The organism is Synechococcus sp. PCC 7502 (assembly GCF_000317085.1).
Lineage (GTDB): Bacteria > Cyanobacteriota > Cyanobacteriia > Pseudanabaenales > Pseudanabaenaceae > PCC-7502.
This window is the reverse complement of sequence record NC_019702.1, coordinates 1,302,199-1,316,242: the sequence shown is the minus strand read 5'-3', so window position 1 is coordinate 1,316,242 and position 14,044 is coordinate 1,302,199. Positions and strand designations below refer to the sequence as shown.

Below are 14,044 nucleotides of genomic sequence, written 5' to 3'. Positions count from 1 at the left end.
TTCCTTAAGAATGATCAAACTTTTTAGAGTTGTGCTATAACTTTGCTGTCTTGTGTTGGAATTCTAAAGATTATGTTAAAGCATATAAGTACAGGTGTATTAATTAGTCTTTTTCTGGGGGGAGTTAATGGGGTATCTGCCCAGACAAAAACTCTGATCAGGAATCAGCCTGTGGTTCCAAAACTTAACATAATCTATGTGAATCCAGTTACAGGTAATGATCGCACGGGTAAAGGCTCGATCGCTGCCCCATTTCGGAGTATTACCTATGCTTTAGCTGAAGCAAAATATGCCACTATTATTAAATTAAGGGCTGGCACCTACACGATCGCCAATGGGGAAATTTTTCCACTGCAACTCAAAGCAGGAGTAATTGTTGAGGGTAACGAGTCCAAGCAAGGGCAGGATACGGTAATTTTAGGTGGCGGCAATTTTCTTTCACCCACACTCACTGCCCAGAATATTACAGTACTAGGTGCAAACTTTGCGGAATTAAGAGGAGTAACCATAACCAATAAAAATCCTCGTGGCTACGGACTATGGCTAGAGGGTACCAGTCCTAGGATTTTATCTAATACCTTTTCAGGTAATACCCAAGATGGCATTTTAATTTTAGGTAAGTCTGCGGCTGTGATTTCTAAAAATGTATTTATTACCAATGGTGCCAATGGCATGTCAATTGAGGGGGAGGCACAGCCAGAAATCAGTAGTAATCGCTTTGAGAATACTGGCTATGGTCTAATTATTCGTCAAAATGCTGCACCACGGATTGTTAGTAATGTCCTTCGTAATAATCGCTCTGGAATCCTAATTCAGCCTAGTTCTACGCCAATAATTAGGAATAATTTAATTGAGGGCAATCGCCAAACTGGAATTACAATTCTTGGTAATAGTTCTCCAGATTTAGGCAATGCTGATAGCTTGGGGAATAATAGGATTCGGAATAATCTGCTTAGGGATGTTCAATATACGGGAACTGAGGCGATCGCTGCCGTGGGTAATGAAATTTCTCGCTTAAGTGGCAACATTCAACTCTCTGGAACCTTGCAGTCTCAACCTCTTAGTGTTCCTAATATTTCCTCAGCCCCTAATGTCTCTCCTAACCTTCCCAATGGCGTAACTAGAACTATTATTCCCAATTCCGTAATTGTCCGCACCCTGCCCATAGAATCTACTCAACCACTGCCCCTTAATACCAAGATTGATCCAACCCTACCCCCGATCGCCCTAACACCACCGACGGGAGTACCAATTAAAAGTCCAGATAAGCCCACAGGACTAAATAATCCTAACCCAACCATCCTACCTCCGCCATCATCCTCATCAGGAACAAATAGCCGCACGATTATTATTACTAGGGCTAAACCCACTGCACCTGTGACCTTACGCTATCGAGTTGTGGTTTCCGCTAATTCTGAATCGAGTAAGTTGGAAATTCGGCGTATAGTTCCTACAGCCTTTACTGCTCGGATGAATGGGCAGGAAGTAATTCAAGTTGGGGCTTTTAGCGATCGCACCGCAGCCGATGAACAGGTTAAGATATTAGCCCAAGCAGGTTTTAATGCTGAAGTTGAATCAATTGGTGGGCAGTAAAACCAGTAAGCCAGTAAAAATAAATATAGCGAAATGTTAGTATGGCTTTGCATTGTTAATTATTAAGTAAAAACTGAGAAAAAAATATGGCACTTTCTGTAGGCGATAAGGCACCAGACTTTACGGTAAAAGACACCAACGGTAATGTAGTCTCCCTTTCCAGTTATTTAGGCAAGCCCGTAGTTTTATATTTTTATCCCAAGGACGATACCCCCGGCTGCACCAAAGAAGCTTGCAGTTTTAGGGACTCCTACGCTGAATATCAAAATAAAAATATTGTCGTATTTGGGGTGAGTACTGATGATGAAACCTCCCACCGTGAATTTACTGCCAAATTTAATCTACCGTTTCCGCTTTTAGCAGATAGCGATCGCACCATAGTCAAGGCTTACGATGTCGATGGCGGTGGTTATGCCAAGCGGGTAACCTATGTGATTGATGGCACTGGCACAATTAGCCATGTTTATACTACGGTCAAAACCGAAACCCATGCGGCGGATATTTTGGCAGAACTAGGGCTATAAATGCAAATTAGATTTAGAGAATGCGACTGGTTTGATCTCTGGATTTGGATTGAGTTTAGCGATTTCCCCTCAGAACGAGAAAAACAACTCTTGGATGAATTATTTAATTCCTGGTTTCTCTTGGGCAAACTGGGGGGATTTAATGCGGGGAATTTGCAAGTTCAAGATACAGGCTTAGATATTAGTAATCTGGACTACGATCAAGACGCTGCTGACGATGGCATGATGTCGGTAATGCACAATATGAGTGATGTTGAGTATGAAGACGCTTGGGCAAGGTGTTGGGTAGATTTAGGTACTGCCGATGCGATCGCCCTAGATATTTTAATCAACGCCTTACAGCAGTTTAGCCAAGACTATGTGGGGGTTGAGCAAGTGATCGTAGGTGGACAGAATGATAACTGGCGAGTTGATACCTAGATTGTTGATACCGAAATTACAGTGGCTGCGATCGAATCTTTTTAGCAACATTGGGAATAGTATACTCACTTTAATTTGTGCTGTAGTTATCTATCAAATAGCATGGAGGTTGGGAGCGTGGATATTCTTCTCAGCCCAATGGCAGGTGGTATCAGCAAATTTACCTTTGTTTTTGGTGGGGCGTTACCCTGCGGCACAGTACTGGCGGATATGGCTTGTGCTTGGCATTTTCTCAACTCTAGGGTTACTGGAACTTTTCCATGAGCTACAAGTACTACAAATTCATAGAATTAAATGGCTGTGGCTCGGCTCTGCACCTGTGATTCTGTGGCTAATTGGCGGTGGGTTTGGGTTAACTCCAGTAAATGTGAATTTATGGAATGGCTTGCTATTAACTCTATTAATGGCGATCGCAGGCATTATTCTGTCTTTTCCCTTGGGAGTGTTACTAGCCCTTGGCAGACAGAGTTCTATGCCCATAATCTCTATCCTCAGTACCAGCTACATTGAAATAATGAGAGGACTACCCCTAATTGGCATTTTATTTATGGCGCAGGTGCTGCTCCCCCTATGCTTACCCCCAGAAATCAAAATTGATCGAGTTGTGCGGGCGATCGCGGGATTTACACTTTTTAGTGCTGCCTACTTAGCTGAAAATGTTAGGGGAGGTTTACAGGCGGTTTCTCAAGGACAAATGCAAGCAGGAAAAGCCTTAGGACTTAGTACCCCGACAATTTTGTGGTTTATTGTTTTACCCCAAGCTTTACGCGCAGTGACCCCAGCGATCGCAGGACAGTTTATTGGTTTATTTAAAGATACTTCCTTAGTCTCCATTGTAGGCTTAGTGGATTTGATGGGAATTGGGCGATCAATTTTGGCACAACCAGACTTTGTGGGTAGCTATGCGGAAGTCTATTTATTTATCGGTGGCATTTATTGGCTATTTTGCTATGGTATTTCACTATTATCTCGCTTAAAACTCACCTAGCATTTTTACTTCCGTTTCGAGGTTGATCGCCCACTTTTGGGCAACTTGGGTTTGGACATGGCGAATCAATTTGATAATATCGGTGCTACTGGCATGACCGCAGTTGACAATAAAATTGGCATGGAGTTCGGAAACTTGGGCATCACCGATCCGATAACCCTTCAATCCAGTATCTTCGATGAGTCTAGCGGCGGCATGGGGATGGGGATTACGAAATACGCTTCCACAGCTAGGAAGATGATAGGGCTGCATTCTATGTCTGAATCTTAAAAAATCATTGGTGGTAGCCGTAATTACTTGGGGATCAAAGCCAGTATTTAACTGTAGGGTTGCTGCTGTAACAATGCGATCGCCCGCCTGTAGGATCGAAGTCCGATAGGCAAATCCCAATTCTTCAGGTAGTAGGGTTTCGGCTATTCCTCCCAAGGATATAGTTTGGACATTAATTATGCGATCGCTAGCACAACCACCCTGCGCCCCCCCATTCATTACCACTAAGCCACCTAGAGTGCCAGGAATCCCCACCGCCCACTCTAAACCAGACCAGCCTTTAGTAGCTACCTGCAATGCCAATCTAGCCACAGGCTCTCCCGCCGCCACAGTAACTTGTCCCTTAGCTAGATCAAACTCAATGCCGCGCAAATGTCTGGTACAGATGACTAAACCCGTTAAACCCCGATCGCTAATTAATAAATTACTACCCGCCCCAATTAAAGTCACTGGCTCCCCTGATCGCTCTGCCCAAGTCAAACATTCTTCCAAGGCAGCTAGGGATTTAGGGGCAGCATACCACTGTGCCAGACCTCCGACTTTCCATGAAGTTAAAGGGGCTAAAGGATAGGCATTATGAATTTCGACCGTGGTTTTGCTAGTTGTCATCATGGGCTTATATTCCTCAAGGCTTGAATTGTAGGAGCAATTACTCGATTAAGATTTCCTGCCCCTAAAAATACAGCTAAATCTCCTGATCGCAGATTATGGGTTAAGAAAGTTTGCACAGAGTCTAGATCACCCTGAAAATGAACGCTTGGGTGTTGGGACGCAATCTCCTGTGCCATTTGTTCCCCACTAATATTTTCGCTATTCTTTTCTCCTGCCGCATAAATATCCGTAACTACGACCAAATCTGCATCCCCAAAGGCTTGGCTAAATTCTGTTAGAAACTTAGCAGTACGACTATAACGATGGGGTTGAAAGATTGCCACCACTCGATGTTGAGCCTGATGGCTAGATTGAAGTTTGGCGGAGGCTAAGGTGGCGCGAATTTCACTGGGATGGTGAGCATAGTCATCAATAAAAACTACACCATTTTGTTTCCCCTTTAGTTCAAATCTGCGACTGGCTCCCATAAAATCGGGTAAGGCTGTTTGGATATCTAACCAACTGATCTCTGCCCAGCGGGCGACAGCGATCGCGGCTAAGGCATTACTCAAATTATGCTTTCCTAAAATACTTAAACTTACTTCGCCTAAAACCTGTCCTCGTTCTATAACCGTAGCTTTAGTGCTGTAACATCCATACTCAATGTTTACTGCATAATAATCGGCATCAGGATTAGATAAACTGTAGGTAATATCGGCTTTAATATGCTGGGCAGTGGTTTCGCAATCGATACAGGTAATAACCACTTGGCAACGCTGGGCAAAGGTTTGAAATGTGGAAATAACCTGCGCCAGACTATGGTAGTGATCGGTATGATCTAACTCAATATTCGTAATGATGCCCACAGCAGGTGCAAATTTGGTTAAAGAACCGTCCGATTCATCAGCCTCGGCGATTAAATATTTTCCCTTACCTAGACGGGCGTTACCTTGCCATGCCCTAACTTCACCGCCAACCACAATCGTTGGATCGAGTCCTGCCTGTAAAAATAAGTAGGCAACCAAGCTGCTAGTGGTAGTTTTACCGTGGGTACCAGCGATCGCCACACTTTGAAATTGCGTAATTAAAGCTGCTAAAACATCGGAACGATGCAAAATAGCAAGGTCTTGGGATTTCGCTAATTGAAATTCTGGATTTTGGTCACTAATTGCCGTCGAACAAACTATTTGGGGCGGATTACTTAGATCAATATTATCGGCACTGTGACCTTGATAAATTTTGGCACCAAAACCTTGAAGTTGTGCAATCAGTTGATTTTGGGCTAAATCTGAACCAGATACTTTATAGCCTTGTCTAACTAAAATATGGGCGATCGCCGACATCCCAATTCCGCCAATACCAATAAAGTGAAACGGTTTACCGCTTAAATCAATTGGACTTAGCATTTAATCTCCTCAGACACGCCTAATATCGTGCGCTATCATAGCAAGAATTTTGTCATAGTGGTATTTTTACGGATCAAAACCTAAATTAAAAATTAAAATCAATAGGTCTGAATAGATAAACGTGGCAATTTTGTTGGTAACAGGCTGTAAATCTGGGGTACTAATTCTGGAGACAGAGAAATTCAACCTCAATTCCATGTTCATATAAAGGTTTTTGATGTCTATTCCAACCACGATCTATTGCTATTGCGATCGCAGGTTTTGCAGGATGGGTTAAAGAAACAGCGACAAATTTGCGATCATTTGGATCAAATTTTTCTAGATTAGACGATCGAGGAAATTCAGCAAAATTATTTTCGTCAATTTGGGTGATTTGAACTTGTTGGCAACGCTGAGGATTATTGCGATTAATTAAAATCCACTTTAAGAAGGCATCCCCAACACCAGGTTGCCCTGATTGATTAACTTTCTTTTTATACTCATTGATAATTAGCCATTTACTATCAATCACCAAAATTCCTGATTTTTCAAAGTTTTGCAACCATCTAATGCAAGAGATAATACATTTAGGAGAAGCATGTTCAGATTCTCGATTATTTGCCACGATCAAAACATTTGTATCTATAACTCGGCACATCTTTAAGTTTTTCAAGTCTTAGGAACTCATTTGTCGGTGCATGGCAGCTTCGGTCATAGCAACAAGATCGCCCATTTCGTCACCAAAAAAGTCTTGGAGATAGTTATTAATATTGCCGTAGGTATCTAGCTCTAGGGGAACTAATTGAGAAGTACCATCATCGGTCATATCACAAAAATAGAGGGCAGCATCTTCATTGGTGAATCCATCTTTTGCTTCGGCAACTCTGCGCTGTAATCGCCTTAATAGATGCTCACTATGACTTTCGATAATGATTTGAATATTACGAGTTTTAATCGCATCAATAAATACATCTGCGAGTTTTGCTTGAACTGAGGGATGAAGATGAATTTCTGGCTGCTCCAAAATCACGGTAGAACCCTTGGGAACGTAATAGCACAAAACCAGAACAGGCAAGATTTGCGAGACTCCAAACCCCACATCAGTAATTAAAACTTCAGGGGAATTCGGCGATCGCTGTACTAATATCTCGTAATCTCTTCGGTTCTCGGCGATCGCTTTTAACTTAAAGGTATGTATTAATCCCAAATCCTTGAGTGCTTTAGCTACAGAGATTTCTACACTTGGATCAGTTTTTCGAGAAGCTAAAATTGCCGCAACTGTCAACTCGCCTAACTTACCCACATCGTGAGGACGTTCCCCAGACCACAAATATGTTCGCTCAGGATATGCTCTTAGAGGTGCGAGATAGTAAGTATTAACAAAAAGGTCTTCAAAAGTTGCATGAAGGTCATTATATAAGTCAAATTGAGAAGTTGCATTATATGGCTTAAATGGATTTTCTAAGGTTTCATAGACCTCATTAAAGCTCAATAAATCATTTTCTAGCTCACCAGAAATAAATGTTTCACCTCGAATTTCATTATTAATCTTAAGAAATCTTCTTCCAAAATAACTCCATTTATGATTACTATACTGAAATGAATACTTAAAAAGTTGCAAGCTTACTTCATCAGTATTGATATTAAATCTAGATGTAAACTTTAAGAATGGACTATGAGGAATCTGATATAGGGAACGTTCTTCCTGAGACTCTCTTACAAACAGAAGCATAAGTTCTTTCTTATGTATCCTTTGTGGTTTCCAAGTTAGAGAAAATTCAATTTGAGCAGGAAATTTATGATTGTGAACAATATCGTAAGTCGTACCTAATTTTACATAGCTATAAGGATCGTTCCCTAAATTCAAAATTGTATTGCGATCTCTGGATTCTATAGTTTGCTTAAGCATGAGAATAAACTGCAAGATTGCTGTTTTCCCAGAGCTATTTGTACCAAAAAATCCAGTTATAGGAGCCATCCGCATCTCTCCTGTATCTGCCCAAGACTTGAAATTTTGGATGTGGAGATTGGTAAACATAACTTAGGATTAAAACTACTTAGGTTAAATCTATAATCTGCGAGCTTAATATTTTAAGATGACATCGGAAAGGTTTGTTGTAAGGGTTTAACCTTAGCTAATTCCGTAATCATCTCGCTGTGAATGTGAGTATTTGTCGCTAAAATTCTGCCGCTTTTAAGGTCTAATTCACCACCATCGTAGGCGGTTACTGTTCCTCCTGCTTCTCTGACGATTACCACACCTGCGGCTATATCCCAAATCGATAAACCCCGTTCCCAATAGCCATCAACTCGACCACAGGCAACATAGGCTAAATCTACGGATGCGGCTCCACCTCTTCTGACCCCGTGGGTAATATGGGTAAAGTGGCAAAATTCAGCATAATTATTATCAGGAGTTTGGGTGCGATCGTAAGCAAAGCCTGTAACTAAAAGACTATGTTTAAGCTCATTTTCCGTAGAAACTTGAATTGGTTTGCGATCGCAAGTAGCACCTAGACCAATTGCTCCACAAAATAGTTCATCATGGAATGGATCGTAAATGGCACCCACACTGGGAATACCATCAATTAATAGCCCCACTGATACCGCCGAAAAAGGATAACTATGACTAAAGTTGGTTGTTCCATCAAGGGGATCGATCGCCCAGAGAAATTTACTCTCAGTTTTGCCACCTGCACCGGACTCCTCTGCTAAGATGCTATGGTCAGGGAAGTGACGTTTTATTACAGCTAAGACTTGAGCTTCTGCCTCTTTGTCGGCAATGGTGACTAAATCTCCAGGGCGTTTTTCGTTGCGATCGCTTTCTTTAATTTTTCCCCAGTAGGACTTTAATATCGCCCCTGCGGAACATACCGCCTCCGTAGCAATATCTAAATATAGTTGGAGGTCTTGAATATTTGGGTTAATAGAATTATTCATCTTCTGGCTCATTATTTAGAACATCTATAGATTGACTGACAGCTTGAGTTTCATGATTTACAGCTTGACGTTCCAACACATTAACTAAGCGATCTAGACTAGCAATCAACCGTTCCTGTTCGGTAGGTTCGGGGATAACTTCGGCGGCAGCTTGAGCCTCTTCCCTTAGTGCTTTGCGTTTTGTAGCGGCGATCGCTTTAATCAGAATAAAGATCACAAAGGCAATGACAATGAAATTTAAGGTTGCAGCTAAAAATTTACCGTAGAGAACACCACCGAGGGATAGACTGGCTAAATCCTGAACTTTTGCAGCTTCTAGGGCAGGTTTTAATAAAAGTGGCGTAATAATATCAGCAATAAAAGACTCAACAATCTTGCCAAATGCCCCGCCAATAATTACAGCTACGGCAAGGTCAATTACATTACCTTTAAGGGCAAAGTCTTTAAATTCTTTGATTAGGCTGGTAGCACGACTACGAGGCATAGGTTTAAACTCCCTGTTTGATACTGGTGTAAGTAGTTTACAGGAGAGTATTACCATTCTCCAAACCTGAACCACGGAGAGACGACTTTGACCTTGATGGGAACTTAAAAATATCAAACTTCAACCTGTGCTAGTCTGGAGCTAGGATTGGCAGGATAATAAAATGCAGTTTTTAGATGAATACGAAGTCATAGTAGTGGGTGCAGGTCATGCAGGATGTGAAGCAGCCTTAGCATCGGCACGCATGGGACGAAAAACCTTATTACTAACCTTAAACCTAGATCGCATTGCTTGGCAACCTTGTAATCCTGCGGTGGGAGGACCTGCTAAGTCCCAGTTAGTACATGAAGTTGATGCCTTGGGCGGAGAAATTGGCAAAATTACCGATCGCACCTATTTGCAAAAAAGAATCTTAAATAGTTCCCGTGGTCCTGCCGTGTGGGCATTGAGGGCACAAACTGATAAAAGAGAATATGCGATCGAGATGAAGAAGGTAATTGAAAACCAACCTAATCTTCATGTTAAGGAAGGAACCGTAGTTAATCTGCTCTTGGATAATCAGCAAGCGGTAATTGGCGCAGAAACTCAATTTGGGGTGGGCTATGGTTGTAAGTCCGTCATTTTAACCACAGGAACATTTCTCAATGGCGTAATTTGGATTGGCGATCGCTCCATGAGTGCAGGTCGAGCAGGAGAATTTGCCGTAGCTGGATTAACAGAAACCTTAAATAAATTCGGTTTTATTACAGATCGCCTAAAAACAGGAACCCCCGCCAGAGTTGATAAGCGTTCCGTTGACTATAGCCAAATGGAACCCCAGCCTCCCGATGAGGAGATGAACTGGTTTAGTTTTGATCCAACGGCATGGATAGAAAGGGAACAGATGAATTGTTATCTCACTCGCACCACGGCAATTACCCATCAGATTATTCGAGATAATTTGCATCTATCGCCAGTGTATGGGGGCTTCATTGATGCTAAGGGTCCTCGCTATTGTCCTAGCATTGAAGATAAAATTGTGCGCTTTGCTGATAAAGAGAGCCATCAGATTTTCATTGAACCAGAAGGCAGAGAAATTCCCGAACTCTATATCCAAGGATTTTCTACGGGATTACCCGAACCAATTCAGTTACAAATGTTGCGATCGCTCCCTGGTTTAGAAAATTGTCAAATGCTTAGACCCGCATACGCAGTGGAGTACGACTATATTCCCGCCACCCAGTGCTATCCCACCTTAATGACTAAAAAAATTGAGGGCTTATTCTGTGCGGGACAAATTAATGGCACTACGGGTTATGAAGAGGCAGCAGCCCAAGGTATTGTCGCAGGAATTAATGCGGCTTTGTGGGCGCAGGGTAAACCGATGATCACTCTATCCCGTGAGTCTAGTTATATTGGCACCTTAATTGACGATCTATGTACTAAGGATTTACGCGAACCCTATCGCATGCTCACCAGTCGTTCTGAATATCGCTTAATTCTCCGCTCTGATAATGCCGATCGCCGCCTCACACCCTTAGGCAGAGAAATCGGACTGATTGACGATCGCCGATGGGAACTATACACCACCAAGCAAGCAAATATTCAAGCAGAAACCACTCGACTCAAAACGACTCGACTCAAGGAACAGAATGAAGCCGCTAAAGCCCTTGCAATTAAGGCAGGTAGTGCCATCAAAGGCTCGATTTCCTTGGCGGATTTACTTTTGCGTCCCCCAGTTACCTATGCGGATTTGGGCATGTATAAATTAGATAATCCCAACTTAAATAAAGCGGAACGCCAAGTGGTAGAAACGGAAATTAAATATTCGGGCTATATTCAACGCCAAGAACATCAAATCGACTCGGTTGCCCGTCAAGCCAATCGGAAGTTACCGACTGATCTTAACTACAATCAGATTGAAACTCTATCTAAGGAATCCAGAGAAAAACTCTCTAAGATTCAACCTCTCACCATTGGGCAGGCAAGTCGGATTGGGGGCGTGAATCCTGCGGATATTAATGCTTTATTAGTACATTTAGAATTAACTAAAGAAATTTCTAGGCAAGCACAAAAGGTTTAATCGCAAGTTTAAAAGTTTAATTTAACATTTAATTTAACAAGGTACCAACCATGAAAAAGCTCACACAAACGGAATTAGAAGCTTCGATCGTTCAACTCTCAGGCTGGAAAATAGTTAACGATAAGCTCAATAAAAAGTTCAAATTTAAAGACTTTGTTGAAGCTTTTGGATTTATGACTAAGGTGGCGATCATTTCTGAAAAAATGGATCATCATCCCGAATTATTTAATGTTTATAACAATGTGGTGATTGATTTAACTACCCACGATGCTGGGGGAATTAGCAATCTAGATGTTGAGTTAGCAAAAAAAATTGATGGGCTTTAAGATTCAAATAGATTATGCGGTAATAAGGTTTTAATCTATGAGTTATCCGCAGTTCTATCTACATTAATTGGAATTAGCCTAATCAAGATAATATTAACCGGTAGGTAAATTGAGAAAGAACAATGGCTTACAGTGACTTTACCTTAATGCGCCTGAAAGAAGAACTTGGTTTAATTGTCAAGGAGGAGGAGAGTTTATTTGACCATGTGTTACCAGTACCGCCATCTCTCCATCTAAAGGAAAGTTTGAAGCAATCGCAGGCTTTTGTAACGTTGGTAAATACGGAAAAAGTTAGGTCTGAGTTTTTGATCGCTCCGATTTTAGGGGAGGTAAAAGCACAATTAAAGCCAACCACTAGCTTATTTTCGGGTACAAAATTTAACGTCGATCCTGCTATGGGACGCAGATACTCAAGATGTGTTTGAACAAATTCAAGCTGGTAATTTTATTGGCGACAACGAGCTAGACCCCATAATAGAATTTTAGCCAGTGATTAAGATCGTTACTCAATTGATTGAAAGAGACGCTTGATATTGCATTTGAGTCAATCATTGTTTTATCTAATCGCCATTTTAGACGATCCTGTTCTTGTACTGCTAGGTTCATATCTTTGCCAATAACTATAAGCCCTTGAAAGGTTGCACGGCGGGAGCCAAAGGTGTTAAGGAAGTCCTGTGTACTTCTCATGTCTTCAAGCTTCCAAAGCCAATCTACCAACTGGGAATATGCACCTTCAAATCGTGGTGCCCAGTCTGGAGTTGCCTTTTTCCCTTTCTGTCTAAATACACTATCTGCTGCCCCATTCTCAAATTCAACGAGTAAGTAATGATGAACGGATGAATCTCCGATCACTAAATCCGCAATAAAGTCACCATAAATTTCGTATTCATGAGCGTATTGGTCAGGGACTTTAATCTTTGGAAAGTAGTTGCAAATAAGTAAGGAGAGATTTTGGCGCTGCTTGAAAAAGGGAAGCACATCTTTTTGCTCTGAGAGTATTGGCTTAGAGGTAAGGAGATTTGAAAAGTCATCCCATTCAGTACGACATTTTTGGGGATCGATAACGTGCTTTTGCAGATTTTTCATTCTTGAAACGTAGGAATGAGATAGTTCAATCGGTCTCTATCTATAATGTCTTCAAGAGTATAGGTATCTCCTTCTGCTGAAATAATTAAACTTAGGTTTTGGTCGACTTCATAGGTATACATTTTCTTAAAGGGGAATTTCGAGGCAAGTCTTCGTAACTTTGCATTTGTGTGGAGAGTAGCAGCTAATTCATTCAGCGTGCGAGTAATTTTTGTTTGTTCTGGCTTGCGGAGCGATCGCAAGGACACTTTGGCTCTATCTTGTATTTGTATTTGCATATTAGGGTTCCTATGAGCGTGCGAAAAACTCAATATAGATATATTAAACCAAGCAATCATAGAAAAAAAGTTTAAGGAATAGGTTATTGATTACGAGGTTCGGCGAGAGTTGTGGAGTTAATGGCTCAAAACTGCATCTACTGCCTGTTGTTGATCACGGCGACTGATCCAACGGTGATAGGTTTGCGTATGAATCGCAATAGAATGTCCCATTATTTGAGCTGCGATCGTAATATATTTAGTAATTATAAATAGATGAGGAAGTAACTATAACTCTCACTCTTAACCTTCCATCAGATTTAGAAAGCTCTTTATTTCAAGCTGCTAATCAGCAAAGTCTTACCCTTGAAGAATTTACGATTTAAATCCTGACCCTTGCCTTTACCCAGAGAGAAAAGCAAAAGAAAGCTGTAAGTTTATTAGAGTCTTGGTTAAATGATCCTGATATTGAAGAACAAAAAACAACGGGTAGATACTTGTAGGTAACTAATGCCCATCTCTATATAAAATATAAACATGAACCTTGGACTATGTGGAGGACATCGCACCGGAAAGACGACTTTGGCACAGGCGATCGCCCAACACAAAAATATTCCCTTTGTTAAAACTGATACCAGTGGTGTATTCAGAAAATATGGCTTAGACCCAGCTTTACCGATGGATTTTGGTACCCGCTTAAATATTCAGCATCGGGTTTTAGAAGCAGCGATCGCCATTTGGGAGCAGGAAGAAAACTTTTTTATTAGCGATCGCACACCCATAGACATGATGGCTTATACCATTGGCGATATTCAGGGCAAAACCGAGGTGAATTTTGGAGAATTAGAGGATTATCTAAATCTCTGCTTTGATGCGACCAATAAATTTTTTGGGAAACTAGTAATCATTCAACCGGGAATTCCTTTGGTGTATGAAGTTGGCAAGGCTGCTTTGAATCAGGCATACATTGAACATATTAATATTCTAGTCATGGGCTTATGTAGCGATCGCCGTTTGCAATCTAAAACTGTATGCCTAGATCGCCAGATCACAAACCTAGATGAGCGGATTAAAGCTGTATTAGAGTTTTGCTAAATTTCCAACTAAAATCTTCAGAT

The 14,044-nt window shown here is 41.4% G+C and carries 16 protein-coding genes and 1 pseudogene; 8 read left to right on the top strand and 9 right to left on the bottom strand.

Annotated features, from left to right (window positions below; all coding sequences use genetic code 11):
- The first annotated feature begins 72 nt into the window (after positions 1 to 72).
- The 4 genes from SYN7502_RS06345 (at position 73) to SYN7502_RS06330 (ending at position 3,525) form a co-directional block, all read left to right on the top strand.
- On the top strand, positions 73 to 1,593 hold the full coding sequence (locus tag SYN7502_RS06345) for a DUF1565 domain-containing protein (RefSeq protein WP_015168044.1): 1,521 nt from the start codon (positions 73 to 75) through the stop codon (positions 1,591 to 1,593).
- Between the two features lie 86 nt (positions 1,594 to 1,679).
- On the top strand, positions 1,680 to 2,117 hold the full coding sequence (locus SYN7502_RS06340; RefSeq protein WP_015168043.1) for a peroxiredoxin: 438 nt from the start codon (positions 1,680 to 1,682) through the stop codon (positions 2,115 to 2,117).
- Positions 2,118 to 2,537 carry a DUF3531 family protein gene (locus SYN7502_RS06335; protein WP_015168042.1) on the top strand — a complete coding sequence of 140 codons (420 nt, stop codon included), beginning with the start codon at positions 2,118 to 2,120 and terminating at the stop codon, positions 2,535 to 2,537.
- A gap of 109 nt (positions 2,538 to 2,646) precedes the next feature.
- A complete protein-coding gene (locus SYN7502_RS06330; RefSeq protein WP_246828972.1) occupies positions 2,647 to 3,525 on the top strand; it encodes an amino acid ABC transporter permease in 879 nt (292 codons plus the stop codon).
- Here the strand turns inward: SYN7502_RS06330 and murB are convergent.
- The 6 genes from murB to mscL form a co-directional block, all read right to left on the bottom strand.
- Entirely contained in the window at positions 3,511 to 4,404 is an 894-nt protein-coding gene (gene murB, locus SYN7502_RS06325) for a UDP-N-acetylmuramate dehydrogenase (RefSeq protein ID WP_144050273.1), read from the bottom strand. The genes SYN7502_RS06330 and murB overlap by 15 nt on opposite strands.
- Entirely contained in the window at positions 4,404 to 5,792 is a 1,389-nt protein-coding gene (murC, locus tag SYN7502_RS06320) for a UDP-N-acetylmuramate--L-alanine ligase (protein WP_015168039.1), read from the bottom strand. Before murC ends, murB begins: the two co-directional genes overlap by 1 nt.
- Positions 5,793 to 5,952: 160 nt before the next feature.
- Complete coding sequence (locus tag SYN7502_RS06315) at positions 5,953 to 6,444, bottom strand: hypothetical protein (protein ID WP_210391324.1); 492 nt, start codon at positions 6,442 to 6,444, stop codon at positions 5,953 to 5,955.
- 3 nt (positions 6,445 to 6,447) lie between these two features.
- The gene (locus SYN7502_RS06310; protein ID WP_015168037.1) at positions 6,448 to 7,809 is read right to left on the bottom strand and encodes an AAA family ATPase; all 1,362 of its coding nucleotides are present in this window, start codon (positions 7,807 to 7,809) and stop codon (positions 6,448 to 6,450) included.
- Positions 7,810 to 7,862: 53 nt separating this feature from the next.
- A complete protein-coding gene (locus SYN7502_RS06305; protein WP_015168036.1) occupies positions 7,863 to 8,711 on the bottom strand; it encodes an inositol monophosphatase family protein in 849 nt (282 codons plus the stop codon).
- Positions 8,704 to 9,195: a large conductance mechanosensitive channel protein MscL gene (mscL, locus tag SYN7502_RS06300; RefSeq protein ID WP_015168035.1), complete on the bottom strand. Its 492-nt coding sequence runs from the start codon at positions 9,193 to 9,195 to the stop codon at positions 8,704 to 8,706. The genes SYN7502_RS06305 and mscL overlap by 8 nt, the downstream gene beginning before the upstream one ends.
- Positions 9,196 to 9,358: 163 nt before the next feature.
- Here mscL and mnmG point away from each other — a divergent pair, with 163 nt between their 5' ends.
- From mnmG to SYN7502_RS06285, 3 genes are all read left to right on the top strand, one after another.
- Entirely contained in the window at positions 9,359 to 11,257 is a 1,899-nt protein-coding gene (gene mnmG / locus SYN7502_RS06295; protein WP_015168034.1) for a tRNA uridine-5-carboxymethylaminomethyl(34) synthesis enzyme MnmG, read from the top strand.
- 50 nt (positions 11,258 to 11,307) lie between these two features.
- Positions 11,308 to 11,583 (top strand): 4a-hydroxytetrahydrobiopterin dehydratase, encoded by a 276-nt coding sequence (locus SYN7502_RS06290; RefSeq protein WP_015168033.1) that lies wholly within the window; start codon positions 11,308 to 11,310, stop codon positions 11,581 to 11,583.
- A gap of 122 nt (positions 11,584 to 11,705) precedes the next feature.
- A complete protein-coding gene (locus SYN7502_RS06285; RefSeq protein ID WP_015168032.1) occupies positions 11,706 to 12,008 on the top strand; it encodes a hypothetical protein in 303 nt (100 codons plus the stop codon).
- A 37-nt stretch (positions 12,009 to 12,045) separates the two neighbouring features.
- Here the strand turns inward: SYN7502_RS06285 and SYN7502_RS06280 are convergent, their stop codons facing one another.
- From SYN7502_RS06280 to SYN7502_RS21345, 3 genes and pseudogenes are all read right to left on the bottom strand, one after another.
- Positions 12,046 to 12,669, bottom strand: coding sequence for a Shedu immune nuclease family protein (locus SYN7502_RS06280; protein WP_015168031.1), 624 nt, complete (start codon positions 12,667 to 12,669; stop codon positions 12,046 to 12,048).
- Positions 12,666 to 12,947, bottom strand: a complete 282-nt coding sequence (locus SYN7502_RS06275; protein WP_015168030.1) for a PH domain-containing protein — start codon at positions 12,945 to 12,947, stop codon at positions 12,666 to 12,668. The genes SYN7502_RS06280 and SYN7502_RS06275 overlap by 4 nt, the downstream gene beginning before the upstream one ends.
- A 117-nt stretch (positions 12,948 to 13,064) precedes the next feature.
- A pseudogene (locus SYN7502_RS21345) lies at positions 13,065 to 13,178 on the bottom strand (site-specific integrase); the annotation flags it as partial.
- 285 nt (positions 13,179 to 13,463) lie between these two features.
- Between SYN7502_RS21345 and SYN7502_RS06270 the strand changes: the two are divergent.
- A complete protein-coding gene (locus SYN7502_RS06270; RefSeq protein WP_015168029.1) occupies positions 13,464 to 14,021 on the top strand; it encodes an AAA family ATPase in 558 nt (185 codons plus the stop codon).
- Positions 14,022 to 14,044: the final 23 nt, after the last annotated feature.